At 60.5% G+C, this 20,756-nt stretch carries 21 protein-coding genes; 14 read left to right on the top strand and 7 right to left on the bottom strand.

The features are described 5' to 3' along the window. The first annotated feature begins 6 nt into the window (after positions 1-6). Together D1820_RS02140 and selD are read left to right on the top strand one after the other, a co-directional pair. Entirely contained in the window at positions 7-387 is a 381-nt protein-coding gene (locus D1820_RS02140; protein ID WP_040173140.1) for a Na+/H+ antiporter subunit G, read from the top strand. An 89-nt stretch (positions 388-476) separates the two neighbouring features. Then, complete coding sequence (gene selD / locus D1820_RS02135) at positions 477-2,636, top strand: selenide, water dikinase SelD (protein WP_118067716.1); 2,160 nt, start codon at positions 477-479, stop codon at positions 2,634-2,636. Positions 2,637-2,672: 36 nt separating this feature from the next. Here the strand turns inward: selD and mnmH are convergent, their stop codons facing one another. Beyond that, the gene (gene mnmH, locus D1820_RS02130; RefSeq protein WP_118067715.1) at positions 2,673-3,734 is read right to left on the bottom strand and encodes a tRNA 2-selenouridine(34) synthase MnmH; all 1,062 of its coding nucleotides are present in this window, start codon (positions 3,732-3,734) and stop codon (positions 2,673-2,675) included. 166 nt (positions 3,735-3,900) lie between these two features. Here mnmH and D1820_RS02125 point away from each other — a divergent pair, with 166 nt between their 5' ends. Then, on the top strand, positions 3,901-4,392 hold the full coding sequence (locus D1820_RS02125; RefSeq protein ID WP_096871091.1) for a MarR family winged helix-turn-helix transcriptional regulator: 492 nt from the start codon (positions 3,901-3,903) through the stop codon (positions 4,390-4,392). A 101-nt stretch (positions 4,393-4,493) separates the two neighbouring features. Here the strand turns inward: D1820_RS02125 and D1820_RS02120 are convergent, their stop codons facing one another. Further along, entirely contained in the window at positions 4,494-4,802 is a 309-nt protein-coding gene (locus tag D1820_RS02120; RefSeq protein WP_118067714.1) for a DUF1992 domain-containing protein, read from the bottom strand. A 99-nt stretch (positions 4,803-4,901) separates the two neighbouring features. Further along, a complete protein-coding gene (locus D1820_RS02115; RefSeq protein WP_118067713.1) occupies positions 4,902-6,479 on the bottom strand; it encodes a bifunctional UDP-sugar hydrolase/5'-nucleotidase in 1,578 nt (525 codons plus the stop codon). 152 nt (positions 6,480-6,631) lie between these two features. Between D1820_RS02115 and D1820_RS02110 the strand changes: the two genes are divergently transcribed. From D1820_RS02110 to arsC, 3 genes are read left to right on the top strand one after another with little or no spacing between them, the layout of a single operon-like run. Continuing rightward, entirely contained in the window at positions 6,632-6,970 is a 339-nt protein-coding gene (locus tag D1820_RS02110; RefSeq protein WP_118067712.1) for a DUF952 domain-containing protein, read from the top strand. Then, the gene (locus D1820_RS02105; RefSeq protein ID WP_118067711.1) at positions 6,967-8,025 is read left to right on the top strand and encodes a quinone-dependent dihydroorotate dehydrogenase; all 1,059 of its coding nucleotides are present in this window, start codon (positions 6,967-6,969) and stop codon (positions 8,023-8,025) included. The genes D1820_RS02110 and D1820_RS02105 overlap by 4 nt, the downstream gene beginning before the upstream one ends. Then, complete coding sequence (gene arsC, locus D1820_RS02100) at positions 8,022-8,363, top strand: arsenate reductase (glutaredoxin) (protein WP_118067710.1); 342 nt, start codon at positions 8,022-8,024, stop codon at positions 8,361-8,363. The genes D1820_RS02105 and arsC overlap by 4 nt, the downstream gene beginning before the upstream one ends. Positions 8,364-8,397: 34 nt before the next feature. Here arsC and D1820_RS02095 read toward each other — a convergent pair whose 3' ends face one another. The 3 genes from D1820_RS02095 to D1820_RS02085 are packed head-to-tail and all read right to left on the bottom strand — an operon-like array spanning position 8,398 to position 10,721. Beyond that, positions 8,398-9,729, bottom strand: coding sequence for an MATE family efflux transporter (locus tag D1820_RS02095; RefSeq protein WP_118067709.1), 1,332 nt, complete (start codon positions 9,727-9,729; stop codon positions 8,398-8,400). Between the two features lie 6 nt (positions 9,730-9,735). After that, on the bottom strand, positions 9,736-10,302 hold the full coding sequence (locus tag D1820_RS02090) for a PaaI family thioesterase (RefSeq protein ID WP_118067708.1): 567 nt from the start codon (positions 10,300-10,302) through the stop codon (positions 9,736-9,738). Next, entirely contained in the window at positions 10,299-10,721 is a 423-nt protein-coding gene (locus D1820_RS02085) for a PaaI family thioesterase (protein WP_040178706.1), read from the bottom strand. Before D1820_RS02085 ends, D1820_RS02090 begins: the two co-directional genes overlap by 4 nt. 116 nt (positions 10,722-10,837) lie before the next feature. Between D1820_RS02085 and D1820_RS02080 the strand changes: the two genes are divergently transcribed. The 8 genes from D1820_RS02080 (at position 10,838) to D1820_RS02040 (ending at position 19,789) form a co-directional block, all read left to right on the top strand. Further along, on the top strand, positions 10,838-11,215 hold the full coding sequence (locus D1820_RS02080; RefSeq protein ID WP_024097600.1) for a MerR family DNA-binding transcriptional regulator: 378 nt from the start codon (positions 10,838-10,840) through the stop codon (positions 11,213-11,215). A gap of 374 nt (positions 11,216-11,589) precedes the next feature. Then, on the top strand, positions 11,590-11,991 hold the full coding sequence (locus D1820_RS02075; RefSeq protein WP_014874336.1) for a MerR family DNA-binding transcriptional regulator: 402 nt from the start codon (positions 11,590-11,592) through the stop codon (positions 11,989-11,991). Between the two features lie 80 nt (positions 11,992-12,071). After that, the gene (locus tag D1820_RS02070; RefSeq protein ID WP_118067707.1) at positions 12,072-13,853 is read left to right on the top strand and encodes an acyl-CoA dehydrogenase C-terminal domain-containing protein; all 1,782 of its coding nucleotides are present in this window, start codon (positions 12,072-12,074) and stop codon (positions 13,851-13,853) included. Positions 13,854-13,991: 138 nt separating this feature from the next. Beyond that, entirely contained in the window at positions 13,992-14,204 is a 213-nt protein-coding gene (locus D1820_RS02065; protein WP_014874334.1) for a hypothetical protein, read from the top strand. Between the two features lie 66 nt (positions 14,205-14,270). Next, complete coding sequence (locus D1820_RS02060; protein WP_118067706.1) at positions 14,271-15,422, top strand: acyl-CoA dehydrogenase family protein; 1,152 nt, start codon at positions 14,271-14,273, stop codon at positions 15,420-15,422. Positions 15,423-15,703: 281 nt separating this feature from the next. Then, a complete protein-coding gene (locus D1820_RS02050; RefSeq protein ID WP_118067705.1) occupies positions 15,704-16,342 on the top strand; it encodes a glutathione S-transferase family protein in 639 nt (212 codons plus the stop codon). A gap of 10 nt (positions 16,343-16,352) precedes the next feature. Next, positions 16,353-17,564: an acetyl-CoA C-acetyltransferase gene (locus D1820_RS02045; protein ID WP_040173105.1), complete on the top strand. Its 1,212-nt coding sequence runs from the start codon at positions 16,353-16,355 to the stop codon at positions 17,562-17,564. A 23-nt stretch (positions 17,565-17,587) separates the two neighbouring features. Next, positions 17,588-19,789, top strand: a complete 2,202-nt coding sequence (locus D1820_RS02040; RefSeq protein ID WP_118067704.1) for a 3-hydroxyacyl-CoA dehydrogenase NAD-binding domain-containing protein — start codon at positions 17,588-17,590, stop codon at positions 19,787-19,789. A gap of 151 nt (positions 19,790-19,940) precedes the next feature. Here the strand turns inward: D1820_RS02040 and D1820_RS02035 are convergent, their stop codons facing one another. Then, positions 19,941-20,630, bottom strand: a complete 690-nt coding sequence (locus tag D1820_RS02035; protein WP_040173098.1) for a Hint domain-containing protein — start codon at positions 20,628-20,630, stop codon at positions 19,941-19,943. Between the last annotated feature and the right edge of the window lie 126 nt (positions 20,631-20,756).

The raw sequence follows: 20,756 nt of genomic DNA, 5'->3' as shown, positions 1-20,756 counted from the left end.
GAGACCATGGACCAATTCTTTGACATCGTCATTGCCGGGTTTCTCGTGATCGGCGGGGTGTTCGGTATCGTCGGCTCCTTTGGCCTGCTGAAACTCAACGACCGCATGTCGCGGCTGCATGCGCCAACGAAGGCAACAACGCTGGGCGTCGGCGGTGTGCTGTTGGCCTCAATGACCCATGCAGCGGTTTATGAGCACCACCTGTCCGTGCATGAGCTGATGATTACGCTGTTCCTGTTCCTGACCGCCCCGATCACGGCAAATTTCATTGCCAAGGTGCATATCCACCGCCATGACACCCCGGACAGCCTGCCGGACGCAGGCGAGGACAAAATCTGGGCGACCCATAAGAAGCCCGAGAACGAGGTGATCGGGCCTGAGGTCTGACCAAACACCCCCCGCCCCTTTCGGCGGGGGTCTTTCATCCGGGACCCAACCTGTCCGGGTGACCCTGCGCAGACCGGTGGACGACAACAATGCATGCAGCCCCCCTCCCCCTGACCAAAGACGTGGTATTGATCGGCGGCGGGCACACGCATGCGCTGGTGCTGCGCAAATGGGGAATGCGCCCCCTGGCAGGCGCGCGTTTGACCGTGATCAACCCCGGCCCCACCGCGCCCTACTCCGGGATGCTGCCCGGCTTCGTCGCCGGGCACTATGATCGGGGCGCGCTGGACATTGATCTGGTTAAGCTGGCGCGCTTTGCAGGGGCGCGGCTTATTCTCGGGGCTGCGGAACACATCGATACGACCGCCCGGCAGGTACATGTCGCGGGCCGCCCGCCTATTGCCTACGACGTTGCAGCGATCAATCTCGGCATCACGTCCGCGATGCCGGACATGGCCGGTTTCATGGACCACGCGATCCCGGCCAAGCCGCTGGGCCGCTTTGCCGCCAGCTGGGCTACATATCTGGAGGGAGATGGCCCGGCCCATGTTGCGGTGATCGGCGGTGGCGTGGCCGGGGTGGAACTGATCCTCGCCATGGCCCATGCCCTGCGCGCCCGCAGGCGACTGGCCCAGGCCACGCTGATTGACCGTGGCACCATCCTTGATGACGCAGGCAGCAAAGCTCAGGCCCAGCTGCGAAAAGCGCTGCATGATTTGGGTGTTACCGTGATTGAGCAGGCTACGATCACACAGATTGAAGCCGCCCATGTGGTGCTGGATGATGGTCGGGCCATCCACTCCGATTTCACAACAGGCGCGGCGGGCGCGCGCCCGTATGCCTGGATTTCCAATAGCGGTCTGGACCTGCACCATGGTTTTGTCCGCGTGGACCGCGCCCTGCAAACCAGCCAGACAGATGTCTTTGCCAGCGGCGACTGCGCCCATTTCAGCACGGATCCACACCCCAAGGCCGGGGTCTACGCAGTGCGTCAGGCGCCGGTGCTTTTTCACAATCTGCGTGCCAGCCTGACCAAGGATCCGCTGCGCCAGTATCAACCGCAAAAGGACTATCTGAAACTGATCTCCATGGGCGACAAGAGTGCCGTTGGCGAACGCTTCGGCCTGACCTTCTCCGGCAGTTGGATCTGGCGGTGGAAAGACCACATTGATCAGACCTTCATGGCGCAGTTCCGCGACCTTCCGCAGATGGAAACCCCGGCTTTGCCCCCGGAACACACCCATGACCTGCCCGAGGTACTTGGAGAAAAGCCAATGTGCGGTGGCTGCGGCGCGAAGGTTGGCGCCCGCGCGCTGAAGGCCACGCTCAGTTCAGCGCCAGAGGTGCGGCGCGCGGATATCACGCCCCTGCCCGGTGATGATGCAGCGCTGTTGATGACTGGAGGGCAGCAACAGGTTCTCAGCACCGATCACCTGCGGGCTTTTACTGCGGACCCTGTTGTGATGGCGCGGATCGCGGCGGTGCATGCGCTTGGCGATATCTGGGCCATGGGCGCCGCCCCGCAGGCCGCCACCGCCAATCTGATCCTGCCAAAACTGTCACCGGAGCTGCAGGCCCGGACCCTGCATGAAATCATGGTCGCCGCCGGTGAGATCATCCGCGACGCGGGGGCCGATATCGTTGGAGGCCACACCTCTGTCGGGGATGAGCTGACCATCGGGTTTAGTGTCACCGGGCTCTGTCACAGACAGCCCATCACCCTGGCCGGGGCGCAGCCCGGAGATGCGCTGATCCTGACCAAACCGCTTGGCACCGGTGTGATCATGGCCGCTGAAATGACCGGGGCTGCTGATGGGGCGGTCGTGGCGGGGGCTTTGACCTCCATGAGCCAGCCGCAAGGCCAGGCTGCTGAGCTGCTGTGCCGTGCCCATGCGATGACGGATGTGACCGGGTTCGGGCTGCTGGGGCATCTCCTTGGAATACGCGAGGCATCCAAGCTCGGCGCTGAGCTTCGTCTTGATGCGATGCCCTATCTGCCCGGTGCCGCTGCCCTGTCGGCGCGGGGGATCCGGTCCTCTCTGTTTGCGGAAAACGCCGCCCAGTTGCCGGAGATTTCCACCGGTGGTGTGCAGGATCTGTTGTTTGATCCGCAAACGGCCGGTGGCCTGCTGGCTGCGCTCCCCGTGAGGCAGGCAGAAGCCCTGTTGCCGCAACTGCGCACCCATGCCCCGAATGCCACCATCATCGGCCATATGTCAGATACGGCAGGCGCGATTACCCTCGTCTAAGGTGGGTGTAGCGTTGCAGACCTCCGGCACGGGAGGTTATCCGAGCGACAACTGATCAAGTTCACCAAGCAGATCTGCGGCCAGCCGATCCAGATCAGCCTCCCCAAGATCCCCGGCCCGAAGTGTCACGACAACATCGGCACCAATGCTCCGGCGCGCAGCCTCATAAGCCGGATCGTAATGCTGCACCATCAACGCCTCGGTCAGCGCTGGTTTGTCGCCTGCATCAATCAACTGCAACCAGCCATCGACCACAGCGTTGGAGCGATGCGCCCGCAACCCATCCAACCGGACGCGCAGCATATCCCCGTTGGACAGGATGTCGTCGTACCCCGCCAACAGGTAGCGGCAGCGCGCAGCAATGGAAGCCTCAATCTCAATCCGCGGGGCGCGTTTCATTCCGGACCACAGTCGCGGCGGAATGATCCGCGCACCAATCTTGCTGGATTCTGCCTCCACCAGTACAGGGCGATCCGGTGTCATCCGCGCCAACTGGCCAGCTATTTCAGACTCAAACGCCTTCTGGCTCGGCTGCGGCGTCGGGTGATCGCCCAGCAGTGAGCCGCGATGATGCGCCAGCCCTTCCAGATCCAAAACCTGCCCACCAAGGGACTGAACCCGTTTCAGAATGTCGGTTTTCGCGGTGCCAGTATAGCCATCAAGCGCCACAAAACGATGCGGCAGTTCGGTATTATAGAGATAGTCATTCACCAGACGGCGGTAGCTTTGATAGCCGCCCTCAACCACGTCCGCGCGCCAACCGATCTGTTGCAGCAACCAGGTAAAGCTGCCCGAGCGCTGACCACCCCGCCAGCAATAGACCAGTGGCCGCCAGGAGCCGGGGTGATGGCTGAGGCTTTGCTCGACATGATCAGCGGCATTGCGAAACACTTTGGCCGCACCCACTTTGCGCGCCAAAAACGGGCTTTGCTGAACGTAGATCGTTCCGACTTCGGCGCGTTCTTCATTGTCCAGAACCGGCAGGTTGATGGCACCGGGCCAGTGATCCTCGGCGAATTCGGCGGGACTCCGCACGTCAATGACACAATCGTAGTCCTGATCGAGGATATCGGATAGCGATGTAAAACGAATGGCCATATCCGATGATCTACAGCGCCACGGACGTAAGGAAAAGTCGCATTCCCTTCGCCCTGTAAACATTTTATTATGGCTCGAAGATTCGTTTGAAATTCTATCTATTGTTCCACCGCACCCGGCCCTGTCGGATGTGCATGGGATCCTTTTGTCCAACGGGAGGTAGGACATGTCAGAGCCACCGGTAGATACCTTGCAGTTCCCGGGCCATCTGATCCGGCGATTGCACCAAATTTCTGTAGCGCTGTTTGCGGACCATATGGCGCGCAATGACATCGACCTGACCCCGGTTCAGTTTGCCGCCATCGAAGCGGTGGCCCATGAACCCGGCGTAGATCAGGCCACGATTGCCGCCCGCATAGCCTATGATCGGGCGACGCTTGGCAAGGTGATCGACCGGCTGGAAGCCAAAGCGCTGATCCAGCGCGATGTCTCAACGACGGATCGGCGCGCTCGGGTGGTCACGTTGACCGACAGCGGGCATTCTCTGCTGCGCCGCGCCCTACCGATAGTTGAGGAATTGCAGGCCGATATTCTGACCGGCCTCAGCCCCGCCGAGCAGGTGCAGATGACCACGCTGCTGACGAAGGCTACGCAGGTCGGCGACCGTTTGCGCCGCGCACCGCACCGTGCCCCGGCAGCCCCGCTGAAAGACGACTGACTAAACTCCCATAACGCCCAAGGGGCTGAATAATATCGGCACGTTACGAACGACGGGATGACCCGACCGGCCCCTACCAGCAAACATCCACCGATGGGGCGTTATTTTCCATATGCCTTACGTGCCAGATCGATACGGGCCTCAAGCATCGACATCTCTTTCATGATGTCCTGACGCCTTGTCCGGTCGCCTGTATCGATCAGCTGCTGTCGCAGATCGGCCAGTGTCCGGGACAGGCTGACAAATTCCGGCACCCCGCCAGTCTCCTGAACCAAGCGATTGACCAGCGCGTTCTCCGGATCATCGACTTGGCGCAGCGGCTTGCCTGCCCCTGACAAATTGTCAAAAGCGCCATCGGCCTCCGCCTTCTCGATGCGGGCATTGATAAGGTCAATCAGCGGGTGGTCCATAACCGTCTTATGCCCCAACAAAGGCAAAAAACAAAGACCGCGCCAGATATATGGCGCGGTCCGGTTTACTTTAATAAGCAGCGCAGCCGCTGCCGTCACTCACTTCTGGCTGATGCGGCCGTCGGTGTAGGGTTTATAGGGCGAATTTTCGACCAGATATTCTGCCATCACGTCAGCCAGATCCGGGCCGAAGTCATAGGCGTTCTTGTCGTCACCCGCGAAGACCTTGTAGCCGTCGCCGCCATTGCGAACGTAGTTGTTGGTGACGACCACATAGGTCTTGGCCGGATCAATCGGTGCGAAACTGTCACCTTCGCCAACCATGACATCCTGAATGCGGCCCTCATTAGGGGCAACCTTGGGATCCCAGGTGAACTTCAGACCAGCGACCTGCGGGAAGCGGCCCTTGATCTCTTCAACCTGACTTACCCCGTTCTCCAGCGCGGCAATCACCTCCTCACCGGTGATTTCAAAGGTCGAGAGCGTGTTCTGGAACGGCAGCACCGTCAGGACCTCGCCCATGGTGACCTCACCGGGTTCCAGGCTGGCGCGGATCCCGCCAGAGTTGGCGATGGCGATGCTGACGCCCTGATCCTTCACCCGGTCAAGCATGGCATCGGCCACCAGATTGCCCATCTGACATTCCTGAACGCGGCAATTGTTGCGGTCGCCGTCAACCGCTTCTGCGCTCTCTGCAACAACCTTGTTGCGAATCTCATCCAGCGGTTTGGCCAGCTCAGCGATACGAGCAACGGTGCCTTCGTCCTCCGTAACGGTGCCGTCCATAATCAGCGGCTCACCCACCGCCTCAATGACATTCCCGGCATCGTCAAAGGTCACGTTCAGTTCGCCCAGGAACTTGCCATAGGCATAGGCCTGCACGATGGCCACGTCATTCACTGTGGTCGGATAAGGGCCTGCCGCCTTGTCCGAGGTGTTGGAGAGATACGTATTGCTGTGACCGCCGACGATCACATCGACACCTGTAGTGCCGGCCGCAACCCGCTGGTCCACAGCATAGCCCGAATGGCTGAGCACGATGATCTTGTTCACGCCCTCGGCAGTCAGCCTGTCGACCTCGCCCTGCACCGCATCTACCGGATTGGTAAAGGTGATGTTCTTGCCCGGGCTCGCCAGATCAGGCGTATCTTCAGGGGTGAGACCAATGAGGCCAATCTTCTCACCGCCGCGCTCGATCACGGTGGATTTCTTCAGTACATCCGCCAGTGTCGGCTCACCGCTGACATCCGCATTGGACATCAGAACCGGGAACTGAACAGAGTCCATAAAGCCGCGCAGCACCTCAGGCCCATCGTCGAACTCATGGTTGCCAACGGTCATACCGTCATAGCCCAGCTTGTTCATCATCTCGGCGGCAACTTTGCCCTTGTAGTAGGTATAATAAAGCGACCCCTGAAACTGGTCGCCCCCATCCACAAGAATGCTGTTGTTGCTGCGCGCGCGCGCATCTGCAAGCGCGGTCACCAGACGCGCGGATCCACCAAAGCACTTGCCTTCGGCATTGTCACCTTCGCGGCAGCCGCTGTCATATTTGCTGATCGGCTCAAACCGCGAGTGGAAGTCATTGGTGTGCAGAATGGTCAGCTTGTAATCCGCTGCGGCGACCCCCGCCGTCAGGCCAAGCGCGGCAACAGACGTCAAAAAACGCGTCATCATGAAAACATACTCCCTTATTGTTCTATTGGGCGAATGGTGCGGGGAAACGCGGGCGCAGTCAAAGGGGAAAAATCCACCACCCCACTGCCCTTGCGTCAACAGGCACCATATTCGGCCTTGATTCAGCCGGACACGCAGGGCATCACCGCGCCATGCTGATCTATAAAATCTTCCGCACCGACGAATGGACCAACCTGCAGACAGAGGGCGAGACCCTCGGCGCCCCGATCGACCTCAGCGATGGCTACATTCATTTCTCCACCGCCAGCCAATCGCAGGAAACAGCGGCCAAACATTTCGCAGGGGCTGACGGACTTTGGCTGATCGCGGTAGAGGCCGATCACCTTGGCGATGACCTGCGCTGGGAGGTCTCGCGCGGTGGGGCCGAGTTCCCGCATCTCTATCGCAAGATGACCATGGAGGACGTGCTCTGGGCCAAGCCGCTGCCGCTGGTTGATGGCACCCATCAATTCCCGGAGGACATGGCGTGAGCCTGACCGAACGTCTCGCCCTTGCGGCGCTGCACCGCTGTGATCCAGAGGCTGCCCATAGCCTGTCGATCAAGGCCCTGAAAATGGGTCTGACGCCGACGCCTGGCCCGGTCACATCTGCGCGGCTTACGACGCGGATCGCGGGCCTTGATCTGCCCAACCCGGTTGGGTTGGCTGCAGGGTTCGACAAAAACGCCGAGGCGCTGCGCCCGCTGAGCCAGGCCGGTTTCGGGTTCATTGAAGTAGGCGCCGCCACCCCCCGGCCCCAACCCGGCAACCCCAAGCCCCGCCTGTTCCGCCTGACCGAAGATCAGGCCGCGATCAACCGGTTCGGCTTCAACAATGAGGGGATGGCCGTGATCGGCCAGCGCCTCGCGGCCCGCCCAAAGGATGCTGTGATCGGCCTCAACCTTGGCGCCAACAAGGACAGCAGCGACCGCGCGGCAGATTTTGCTAAAGTGCTGGCCCATTGCGGCGCGCATCTGGATTTCGCCACGGTCAATGTCTCCTCTCCCAACACCGAAAAACTGCGCGACCTTCAGGGCAAGGCGGCGCTCTCGGCCCTGCTCAACGGCGTGATCGAGACCCGCGACGGGTTGGATCGGCGGGTGCCTGTATTCCTGAAAATCGCCCCGGACCTTGATCGCGCCGGGATCGAAGATATCGCCGAAGTCGTTGTTGAAACCGGGATTGATGCGGTGATTGCCACCAACACCACGCTTGAGCGGACAGGGCTGAACAGCGCCCATCGCGGCGAAGCGGGCGGACTGTCTGGAGCGCCACTGTTTGAGAAATCCACCCGCGTTCTGGCGCAGCTGTCTGAGCTGCTCGACAGTCGTGTGCCGCTGGTCGGGGTCGGTGGCATCTCCACCCCGGAGCAGGCCTATGCCAAAATCTGCGCCGGCGCCACGGCGGTGCAATTCTATACGGCCATGGTCTATGCGGGGCTGTCGCTGGCCGGTGACATCGCGCGGGGGCTGGATCAGCTGCTGGCGGGAGACGGGTTCTCCAACGTCGCTGAGGCCGTTGGCAGTAAAAGAGGAGACTGGCTATGATCACATATTGGCACAACCCGCGCTGCTCCAAATCCCGTGCGGGTCTGGCCCTGCTGGAAGAACGCGGCGCGACGGTGACTGTGCGGCTTTATCTCAAAGATGCCCCGTCAGAGGCTGAGCTGACTGCGGTTCAGGCAAAGCTTGGTGTTCGCGCAATCGATATGATGCGCAAGGGTGAGAAGATCTTCAAAGAGCTGACCCTCAGCACGGCCGATGACGACACGCGCCTGATTACAGCGATGGCGGCCCACCCGATCCTGATTGAGCGTCCCATCGCAATCACCGAGGAGACCGCAATTATCGGTCGTCCAACCGAGGGTCTCACTGCGCTCCTCTGACCACTCCCGAGTATTTCGAGAAAAGTCCGCCGCGCTAGCTGCCGACCTGCGCCTCCAGTCGTGGATAGCGCAGACCAAGCGTGGTGCCGCGCGCCAAATTCAGCACCATCAGCGCCGCCCAAAGCCCGTGGTTGCCCAGTGTTGGCACCAGAAGAACAAGCGCAACGGCGTAGATTGCCACTGATTGCATCATCGCGATCCGCATATCGCGGGTCCAGGTGGCGCCGATGTAAATGCCGTCAAACATATAGCTGGCGACGCTGATCAGCGGCAGGATGGCCGCCCAGATCAAATAATCACGTCCCGCCGCGCGCACCTCCTCAGACGTGGACATCACGTCAATCAGCCACCCACCGCCAAGCCAGAAGAGCAGCCCCAGCGCAATTGCGCCGCCAACGCCCCATTGGCTGGCTACAACCGCCGCGCGCCGCAGCTGCATCCGCGCCTTGGCCCCCACAGCGCTGCCGACCAGCGCCTCTGCGGAGAAGGCAAAGCCGTCTAGCGCGAAGGCGGTGATTTCAACAAATTGCAGCAACACCTGATTGGCCGCCAGCGTGACATCGCCCAGATCGGCCCCAATGAACAGGAAGGTGGTGAAAGATCCGGTCAGCAAGACGGAGCGGATCATGATGTCGCCATTCACCTGCATCATACGCTTGAGCCGAACCGGATCAAAGACCCGCGCCCAGTTGCGCCACTGACGCCCCGCAAAGGCATCGCGACACAGCCAAAGCCCCAGCGCAAGACCGCTCCACTCCGCAATAAGGGTCGCGGCGGCGACACCCTCAACGCCCCAGCCAAGGCTCAGCACAAACCACAGATCCAGAAGGATATTGAGGCCATTCATCCAGATCTGGAGCACAAAGACCCCGCGCGTCCGCTCCACCGCGATCAACCAGCCGGTCACCGCATAAAGCGCGATGGTCGCGGGCGCGCCCCAAATCCGGATTTCCAGATAGGCCCGCGCCAGCCCTTCGACCTCGGCACTGGCTGGCGCCAGCGCAAAGGCGCCCCAGAACACAGCGGCCTGTCCGGCGATGAACATGGCGCCCGCAGCGAAAGCCAGTAGGATGCCCCGGGTCAGCAGCGCGCCTGTCTCGGCCCAGTCGCCAGCACCCCGCGCCTGCGCAGCGAGCCCTGTGGTGCCCATCCGCAGAAATCCGAAGATCCAGTAGATCGTCGCCAAAATGACCGCCCCGATGCCAACCGCGCCAATTGGCGCCGCCTGCCCCATCTGGCCAACCACGCCGGTATCCACCGCGCCCAGGATCGGGACGGTGGCATTTGACAGCACGATCGGCAGCGCGATTTTCAACACGCGCTTATGGGTGATCGGCTTGGCCCCTTCGGCGGCGACGCTTGTCATCTGTGCCTAAGCCTTATCGCCCGGCGCAGCATCCGCCACAAATTCCGGCGAGGTCGAGGAGTGCGTGGCCGCCTCCTGCGGCATCAGAAAGTGACCCGTTGCCTGGGCAAAGAGCTTGTCCCGGTGATCCTGCCAAGCCGCTACATGGACAGAGGCATAGCGGCGACCAGACCGCGACACCGTGGCCCGTGCGTAGGCATCCCTCGGCAGGCCAGACCGCAGGTAGTCCACAGTGAAATCAATGGTCTTGGGCTGGCGCGGCAGCTTACCAGCGGCCAATTCCTCAACATCAAGACTGCCGCTTTCGATGCGCTCCCAGAGGTTAGCCCAGGTCAGGGTCATGACTGCTGTCATCTCCAGAAACGCGGCTGTCACGCCCCCGTGAATGGCAGGCAGAAATGGGTTCCCAATCAGTTTGTGGTCAAAATTCAACTGGGCCGTCAGCTCATCCCCGCGGCGGTCAAATGTGATGTTGAGAAAGCGCGCATAGGGCACGGACGCCACAAGGGCGGCGAGCGCTGCATCGCGCCGCTGTTTCACCACTTGGACGGGTTCGGGACGGGGGCGGCTCAAAACTTGCTCTCCACTGTAAAGGCGCCAACAGCGGTCGCGACCGGGTTTGCCTCGTCCTCGTCCATGGCGGTGGCGCGCACAAAGGCGACATTGCGGGTCATGTGATGACAGGTGGCACGGGTCAGGATCCGCTGTCCGGGAGTTGCCGCGCGCATGTAATCAATGCGCAGATCAATGGTTGCAGTCCCCCCTGGTCCCGAAGGATGGCACATCACCGCAGCGCCGCAACAGGTATCCATCAGCGCCGATACAGCCCCCCCATGAATAACCCCAGTTTCCGGATCCCCAATCAGCTTCTCATCATAGGGCATGATAATCTCGGCGGTGCCCTCCCCCAGTTCCGTCAGCCTCATCCCCAGCTCCTGCGCGTGAGGAATGGCTTCTATGAACTGTCGCGCAAATCGCGTCTTGTCGACCATGAGGCCCCCCGTTGTTTTGATTTCCTCTTTATCAGCCATACCTTGGCCGAAGAGCAAGCCCAGCGGTTGAACCCCCTGTCGGTTGCGCTTAGTTTGCGGGTAAGGGAGAATTGAGAATGACCGAACAGAAATTGTCATTCAAGGAGATGTGCAGCGAATTCGACGTGACCCCGCGCACGCTTCGCTACTATGAGTACATCGAATTGTTGCAGCCCGACCGTGAAGGTCGATCCCGCTTTTATGGCGCCCGTGAGCGCGCCCGGATGAAGCTGATCATGCGTGGACGTAAGTTCGGCTTTCAGCTGGAAGAGATCCGCCAATGGCTGCTGATCTATGAGAATGAGGGCGATGAGGCGCAAAACCGCGCGTTTGTCGAAATGGCCGACCGCCAGATGGGGGAGCTGCGCAAGCAGCGCGAGCAGCTGGACGAGGCCCTGCAGGAGCTTCACGACCTGCGCGCCACGACGCTGAGCCTGCTGTCGCAAGACGCCTGACCGTTGCCCCTGTGGGGGAACTTATCATCGGCTCACCACCCGAAACGCCCCGCCAGTTTGGTGGGGCGTTTTGTGATTCCACCCAAATCACCCCACGATTTTTGCGATCGCAGCGCGGCGACTTCAGTCCAATTAATCGAACATAATAGACGCAAAATCCGCGCATATTATGCCCGTAAAACTTCAAAACACCCCTATTTCACAGGGCAAACCGTTGCGACACAAACGAGATAACGCTGCGTCACTCTACCGGATCCTACGTCACCTCAAAAAGTGACGCAGCGTTCAACTTACGTCAACGTCAACTAACTGTTGTAAACGCCGGGCAAGCTGCTCACCTTAGTCTCACAACCCAGCAGTTATGAGTTACGACGATGACCGATGAAACCAAGACCATCCGCCAGATGTGCGATGAGTTCGGCGTAACGCCGCGCACATTGCGGTTTTACGAAGCCAAAGAGCTGTTGTTTCCAATCCGCGAGGGTCAGAAACGCCTCTTCACCAAACGCGACCAGGCCCGGCTGAAGCTGATCCTGCGTGGCAAGCGGTTTGGCTTCAGCCTCGAGGAAATCCGGCAACTTCTGAACCTCTATCATATGGGCGACCAGCAGCTGACACAGCTGACCCGTACCTATGACATCGCCTGCGAGCGTCTCGCCGATATGGAGCGCCAACGCGATGAGCTGAACGAGGCGATTGACGACTTGAAAGAGCAACTGCGTTGGGGGGATCGCGTGATCGCCTCAATGACCGCCAAACAAGAAGCCGCGGAATAGATCCCGGCCCCATGCTTGCCTGTCCCGATTGCGGGAGAGGCGATCCAGACAGACACCGCAGAACCACAGCGAGGACCGCGATGCCCAGTTATACCGCCCCGATCAAAGACACCCAGTTCATTCTGCACAATGTTCTGAAGATCTCTGAAAAGGCCATCCCCGGCTACGACGAGCTGGACGCCGATTTCACCAACGCCGTTCTGGAAGAGGCCGGCAAGATCTCAAGCGAAGTGCTGCACCCGCTGAACACCGTAGGTGACACCGAGGGCTGCCGCTTGGAAAACGGCGTGGTCTATACCCCCACCGGGTTCAAAGCCGCGTTTGAGCAAGTGAAGGAAGGCGGCTGGACCGGTCTCGACATGCCGGAGCAATACGGTGGCCAGAACATGCCCTATATCATGGGCACCGCCGTGGGAGAGATGTTCTCTGCCGCGAACCAGGCCTTCACCATGTATCAGGGCCTGACCCATGGGGCCGCCTCCGCCATCCTCGCCCATGGCACCGACGCGCAGAAAGACACCTACCTGCCGAAGATGGTCTCCTGCGAATGGACCGGCACCATGAACCTGACCGAACCGCATTGCGGCACCGATCTGGGTCTGATGCGCACCAAGGCCGAGCCACAGGACGACGGCAGCTATAAAATCACCGGTCAGAAGATCTTCATCTCCTCCGGTGATCACGACATGGCCGACAACATCATCCATCTGGTGTTGGCCAAGATCCCCGGCGGCCCCGACGGAATCAAGGGCGTCTCGCTGTTCATCGTCCCGAAGTTCATCGTCAAGGAAGACGGCTCACTCGGCGACCGTAACGGCGTGTCGGTCGGTAAGATCGAAGAGAAAATGGGCATCCACGGCAACTCAACCTGTGTGATGAACTATGACAGCGCCACCGGTTACCTGCTCGGCACCGAGCACAAGGGCATGCGCGCCATGTTCACCATGATGAACGAGGCCCGTCTCGGTGTTGGCATGCAGGGTCTGGCCCAGGCCGAGGCCGCTTATCAGAACGCATTGGAATACGCCAAGGATCGTCTTCAGGGGCGCGATGTCACCGGCGTGAAGAACCCGGATGGCCCGGCAGACCCGCTGATCGTTCACCCGGACATTCGCCGCAACCTGATGGATCAGAAAAGCTTTGCCGAAGGCGCGCGCGCCTTTATCCTCTGGGGGGCAAAGATGATCGACCAGGCGCACCGCGCCGAGGACAAGGACGCCGACGGGCTGATCTCGCTGCTCACCCCGGTGATCAAAGGTTTCCTCACCGATCAGGGCTATGACATGACCGTTCAGGCCCAGCAGATCTATGGTGGCCACGGCTATATTGAAGAATGGGGTATGTCGCAGTACACCCGCGATGCGCGGATCGCGATGATCTATGAGGGCGCCAACGGCGTTCAGGCTCTGGATCTGGTTGGCCGTAAGCTGGCGCAGGACGGCGGCAAGCATGTCATGGCGTTCTTTGAGATGGTCAAAGGCTTCTGCAAGGAAAACGGCGATATCTCCGAGGCTTACAGCAAGGAGTTCATTGAACCTCTGAAAGCTGCGTCGAAGGATCTGCAGGCCGCTGGCATGTATTTCATGCAAAACGGCATGACCAACCCGAACAACGCACTCTCCGGCTCTTATGACTTCATGCACATGTTCGGCCATGTCTGCCTCGGCCTGATGTGGGCCGAGATGGCAAAGGCTGCGCAGGCTGAGCTTGACGCCGGGTCTTCTGACGCCGCGTTCTACGAGACAAAAATCGCGACCGGGCGCTATTACATGGCACGCCAACTGCCTGCGACTGCATTGCATCTCAGCCGTATCCAGACCGGTGGCGACACCGTTATGGCGCTGGCCGCAGACCAGTTCTGAGCCGCGATTTAAGAAGATCGGAGCCCCTTATTGTCATAGGGGGCTCCGTGACCTGCCCCCGGTTATCTGACATCGGGGCCGACATAACAGACTGGCGCTCCGGACACGTTTCGGTGTGCCGCAATCGGAGGAGAGACCATGCCAAAACGCTTTCGCCTCACACGCCGCCTGCCGGTCGCCATGACCGAAGACGGCTACCGCCGGTTGCGAAAATTCTCTCAGGAGGCTGGCCTCGACGAAGGCGAGGCCCTGTCCTTTCTGTTTGAGAATTTCGACAGCGTGACAGACAGCGACAACCTCACCCACCGGCTGCGGCTCTTCAATGCCGAGCTTGAGGACCGCAAACGATAGGTGGGCACGCACCACCAGCAGACAACAGATGCCACAAGGCACGATACAGACACCAAGGGGAGCCCCATGAGCGCAGAGCAACACTCCAGCTGGATGACCGACGAGCACCAGATGCTGGCTGATATGACAGCGCAGTTCATCACGCGTGAATGGGCGCCAAAATTCGAGACCTGGCGCAAGCAGGGAATGATGGATCGCTCCACCTGGAATGAGGCCGGCGCGCTTGGCCTGCTCTGCCCTTCCGTACCGGAAGAATACGGCGGTGTCGGTGGTGATTTCGGCCATGAGGCCGCGATCCTGATCGAAGGCAGCCGCGCCAATCTTGCCAGCTGGGGACACGGTATCCACTCAGGCATCGTCGCGCATTACGTGCTGGCCTATGGCACTGAAGAGCAGAAACAGCGCTGGCTTCCCAAGATGATCACCGGTGAGCTGGTCGGCGCCTTGGCAATGACAGAACCCTCCACCGGGTCGGATGTCCAGCGCATCAAGACAAAGGCCGTCAAAGACGGCAACGCCTATCGGCTGAGCGGTCAGAAAACCTTCATCACCAACGGCCAGCACGCTAACCTGATCCTGATTGCCGCCAAAACCGACCCCTCGCAAGGATCCAAAGGCATCTCTCTGGTGGCTGTGGAAACCGATGGAGCCGATGGCTTCAGCCGTGGTCGCAACCTCGACAAGGTGGGCCTCCATGCCGCCGATACATCGGAACTGTTCTTTGACAATGTGGAAATCGCGCCAGAGAATATCCTGGGCGGGACCGAGGGCCAGGGCTTCTACCAGATGATGCAGCAGCTGCCCCAGGAACGGCTGATCATTGCCTGTGGCGCAGTTGGCGCGATGGAAGGCGCCGTGGAACGCACCATCGCCTATTGCAAGGAGCGCGAAGCCTTTGGCGGCCCGCTCACCCAGTTTCAGAACACCCGGTTCAAACTTGTGGAATGCCAGACCAAAACCAAGGTCGCGCGGGCCTTCTTGGACGAATGTATGGTCGAACATCTCCAGGGTAAGCTGACGGTCGAGAAGGCCGCGATGGCGAAATACTGGATCACGGACACTCAGGGCGATGTGCTTGATGAGTGTGTTCAGCTGCACGGTGGCTATGGCTTCATGCAGGAATATGCTGTGGCAGAAATGTGGGCAGATGCCCGCGTCCAGCGGATCTATGGCGGCACCAATGAGATCATGAAGGAACTGATTGCGAGGTCCCTGTGACACGGCAAACGGCAGGCCATACTGACAGTGCCGGATGCCTCCGGCGGGAGTATTTGGGGAAAGGTGAAAGGATGAGACGCGCCTCCCCCCGAGCTCTCCGCCTAATGGGTCGGCGCGCCGTCACCTTTCACGAGCATCGGCTCTCCAGCCTGTCCCGCACTGCCATCGTCGCGTCACCACTGTTAACGCGGAGTGAACACTCCGTCATCTTTCCACAAATACTCCACGGGGGTGTGGGGGTGTGAAACCCCCACGCGCTCCGGCGACAGGAAGGACATGTCATGAGCATCAAACTCCATTGTTTCGGTGAGAGCGGCCATTCCTACAAGGCCGCGCTGGCGCTTGAACTGGGCGGGATCGCTTGGGAGCCGGTCTTTGTTGATTTCTTCAGCGGCACCACACGCGGCGAGACCTTTCGCAGCGACGTAAATGACATGGGAGAATGCCCGGTTCTGGTCGACGGAGATCTGACGCTCAGCCAGTCTGGTGTGATCCAGCAGTATCTGTCAGATACCTATGGCAAATTTGGCGGCAAGACAGCGGAAGAGGCGCGTGAGATATTGCGCTGGCAACTGTGGGACAATCACAAACTGTCCTCCAACGCCGGGCTCTGCCGCTTCCTGATGAATTTCCTGCCCGCTGACAAACGCCCGCAGGAGGTAATCGCCTTCCTGCAAGGTCGGCTGAAGGCGGCTTATGCGATCCTGGACAAACACCTTGAGGGACGCAACTGGATCGTGGGCGACGGCCTCACCAACGCCGATCTGACCTGCTGTTCTTATCTCTATTACCCAGAACCCTTCGGCTTCGTGCGAGCTGAATGGCCTAATATCGACGCTTGGCTCTCACGGCTGAGCGCCCAACCGGGCTGGAAAGCCCCTTACGATCTAATGCCCGGCAACCCGTCGGACCGAGCCTGAGGAGACTGATATGACCGAAGCCTATATCTATGACGCCGTGCGCACCCCGCGCGGCAAGGGTCGCAAGGATGGATCCTTGCATGAAGTGACAGCCGCGCGGCTGTCGGCAGTGGCTCTCAACGCTCTGAAAGACCGCAACAACCTCGAAGGTCACGCGGTTGAGGATGTGATCTGGGGCAATGTCACCCAAGTCGGTGAGCAAGGCGCCTGCCTGGCGCGGACCGCTGTTCTGGCGTCTGACTTGGATGAATCGATCCCCGGTGTCTCCATCAACCGCTTCTGCGCCTCCGGTCTGGAAGCGGTGAACATGGCCGCCAACCAGGTCCGTGGCCGCGCCGGTCACGCCTATATCGCGGGTGGCGTGGAATCCATGAGCCGCGTGCCTATGGGCATGGACGGTGGCGCCATCGCGGTTGATCCCGCTATCGCAATCGACAACTATTTCGTCCCACAGGGGATTTCAGCGGATATCATTGCCACCGAATACGGGTTCTCGCGTGATGACGCTGATGCAATGGCAATGGAATCCCAGCGCCGCGCCAAGGCTGCATGGGACGACAACCGGTTTGCTGGCAGCGTCGTACCCGTGCGTGACATCAACGGGCTGACCATCCTGGACCACGACGAATACATGCGCCCCGGCACCGATATGCAGTCGCTGGGCGGTCTGAACCCCGCATTCCAAATGATGGGCGAGCAGATGCCCGGCTTCGACAAGATCGCCATGCTGAAGTATCCGCATCTGGAGCGGATCAATCACATTCACCACGCCGGAAACTCCTCCGGTATCGTGGATGGCGCCGCTGCTGTGTTGATCGGCGACAAGGAATTCGGCGAGGCGATGGGCCTGAAGCCGCGCGCGCGCATCAAAGCAACAGCCAAGATCGGCACCGACCCCACCATCATGCTGACCGGTCCCGTGCCTGTTACGGAGAAAATCCTGCGCGACAATGGCATGGCAATTGGCGATATCGACCTGTTTGAGGTCAATGAGGCCTTCGCCAGTGTTGTGATGCGGTTTGAGCAGGCCTTTGGCGTGGACCACGACAAGGTGAACGTCAACGGAGGCTCCATCGCAATGGGCCACCCGCTGGGGGCCACCGGCGCGATGATCCTCGGCGCGCTGCTGGATGAGCTAGAGCGCAGCGACCGGGAGACTGGCCTTGCTACGCTTTGCATCGGGTCCGGCATGGGCGCGGCCACCATCATTGAACGCGTGTAACCCAGGCGGCAGGAGAAGAAGATATGTCTGATTTCACAATGAAAAAAGACGCCGACGGCGTCGCCATCATCACCTGGGACTGCCCCGGCAAGACTATGAACGTGCTCAACGGCCAAGCCATGATCAACCTCGACGGTCTGGTCGAGGACGCGCTGGCCGATGACGCGGTCAAGGGCATCGTGATCACCTCTGGCAAGAAAGACTTTGCCGGTGGCATGGACCTCAATGTGCTGGCCAAGATGAAAGAGGATGCCGGTGACGAGCCCGCGCGGGGCCTGTTCGAAGGCATCATGAAAATGCACGAAGGCCTGCGCAAGATCGAGCGGGCCGGCATGGATCCCAAGACCAACAAGGGTGGCAAACCGGTCGCAGCAGCCCTGCCCGGCACCGCCGTTGGCATTGGTCTGGAACTGCCGCTGTCCACGCATCGTATCTTTGCCGCCGACAACCCAAAGGCCAAGATCGGCCTGCCGGAGATCATGGTTGGCATCTTCCCCGGTGCTGGTGGGACCACCCGCCTGGTGCGCAAGATGGGCGCCATGGCAGCGGCTCCCTTCCTGCTGGAAGGCAAGCTGGTTGATCCAAAGAAAGCCAAGGGCGCTGGCATCATCGACGAAGTTGTCGAAGATCCTCTGGCCGCTGCGCGTGCCTGGGTTCTGGAGGCGAAAGACGCCGATATCGTCAAACCTTGGGATGCGAAGGGCTACAAGATGCCCGGTGGCGCGCCCTATCATCCTGCGGGCTTCATGACCTTCCTTGGTGCCGCTGCGATGGTGCATGGCAAAACCTTCGGCGCCTTCCCGGCGGCCAAGGCCCTGCTGAGTGCCGTCTATGAGGGCGCGCTCGTGCCCTTTGACACCGCGCTGAAGATCGAGGCGCGCTGGTTCACGCATGTGCTGATGAACCCCTCCTCCGAGGCGATGATCCGCTCGCTCTTCCTCAACAAGGAAGCGCTGGAAAAAGGCGCCGTGCGTCCTGCGGGCATCGAGGATCAGTCCGTGAAGAAAATCGGCGTTCTGGGTGCTGGCATGATGGGGGCAGGCATCGCGCTGGTCTCCGCTCAGGCTGGCATGGAGGTTGTGCTGGTTGACCGTGATCAGGACGCCGCTGACAAGGGCAAGGCCTATACCGAGAGCTATCTCGACAAGGGCATCAAGCGCGGCAAAGTCACCGCCGAGAAGAAAGAGGCGATGCTGTCACGCATCACCGCAACCCCGGATCTGGACACGCTCAAAGGCTGTGATCTGATCATTGAGGCGGTGTTTGAAGATCCCGGCGTCAAAGCCGAGATGACCAAAAAGGTCGAGGCGATCATCCCTGAGGATTGCATCTTCGCCTCCAACACCTCGACCCTGCCGATCACCGGCCTGGCAGAGGCCTCGGTGCGCCCGGAACAGTTCATCGGCATTCACTTCTTCTCGCCGGTGGAAAAAATGTTCCTGGTGGAGATCATCAAAGGTGAGAAAACCGGTGACCGCGCGGTCGCCAAGGCGCTGGACTATGTGCGTCAGATCCGCAAGACACCGATCGTGGTCAATGATGCCCGGTTCTTCTACTGTAACCGCTGCATCATCCCTTACGTGAACGAAGGCGCACGGATGATCACCGAGGGCGTCGCCCCGGCGCTGATCGACAATGCCGCACGTCAGCTGGGCTTCCCCGTTGGGCCGATCCAACTGACCGATGAGACCTCGATCGATCTGGGCGCCAAAATTGCCCGCGCCACCAAGGCGGCGATGGGTGATGCCTATCCGGAGAGTGCAGCGGATGACCTGATCTTCTGGATGGAAGAACAGGGCCGTCTCGGGCGCAAGTCCAACGCTGGTTTCTTTGACTATGACGACAAGGGCAAGCGTCAGGGCTACTGGAAGGGCATGCAGGAGAAATACCCGCAGGCCGAAGAGCAGCCCGATCTGATCGAGGTGCAGGAACGCCTGATGTTCGCACAGGTTCTGGAAGCCGTGCGCGCACTGGAAGAGGGCGTTCTGATGGACATTCGCGAAGGCGACGTGGGCGCTATTCTGGCCTGGGGCTTTGCGCCGTGGTCCGGTGGTCCGCTGAGCTGGCTCGACATCATCGGCACGCCCTATGCGGCTGAGCGCTGCGATCAGTTGACTGCGAAATACGGTGAGCGCTTCACCTGCCCGCCGCTGCTGCGGGAGATGGCGGAGAAAGGTCAGACCTTCTACGGTCGCTTCAATCCTGAGGCCGAGAAGGCCGCCTGATCAGGCCACCGCAGTCCAAACGCATCTGAAAGCGGCGCCCTTGGGCGCCGCTTTTTCACGTCAACACATCCGATGAAGGGCATGTAGACACGAAAAAAGCCGCCTCCGGATCGGATGGCGGCCTTGGTCGACGCAGTCTGTGTTCGGCGGTTTAGACCATCGCGGCATATTCTGCCGCGCCATGACCACCCGGCCCCATCGGCAGGGTCGTGGCCCAGACGCTTTCCTCAGTGATCATATCGATCACCAGTTCTCGGGCGGTCTCGGGCTGCAGCACGCGATAAAGATCCGGCTGCGCGCTTGTGTCGAACGACAGCAGGTCACGCGGTGAGACGCTGAACCCCAGCAGGCCCGCCTCCAGATATATGACTTCGTCCTGTGCAAAACGCGGTACGACGATCTCAAGCCGGGTCTCTGGTTCCGCGCGGCGGATCCCGCGATAGCCTTCCAGCGCGCAGGCTGGCACCACCACAAAGGGATCGCCCTGCCCGTCACAGGCCAGATCGCTTTCGATCAGAATTCCCTGGTTCGGCATCACCCAAAGCGGCGCGCGATTGTTCAGCGCATCCTGCGGAATATAGACCGGACATGTCAGTGGATTGGGGGCACCGCTGGTCAGCAACAGCGTCTCGCGGTGGATATCGACGATGGGCTGCATCCCATGGTCAAAGGTAAGGGCCATATCGCCCACGGCCAGGGCCTCAATCGGGCGCCAGCCAAGATGTGAGGCCACATGCGTGCCCGACAGGATCCCGCCCTGTCCGGCTGCGACCAACGGATACTCTGTCGCCAGAGCCTCGGCCATCGGAGAGAGCTTGCGTTTCAGCAGCCAATCCAGCATCGGTTTTCCCTTTCACCAAGGCAGCCATACGTTCTGCATGACCCGTCACGTTACCCGTCCGACAGGCGACAAGAGCCGACCTGCGGGAAAGCTGTTCACGATTTCGGATCAAAGCTGCGCCATTTT

It is taken from the genome of Phaeobacter sp. LSS9, assembly GCF_003443595.1.
Taxonomy (GTDB): Bacteria; Pseudomonadota; Alphaproteobacteria; order Rhodobacterales; family Rhodobacteraceae; genus Phaeobacter; species Phaeobacter piscinae.
Note: the sequence above shows the minus strand (reverse complement) of the source record. Positions and strands in the feature narration are given on the sequence as shown.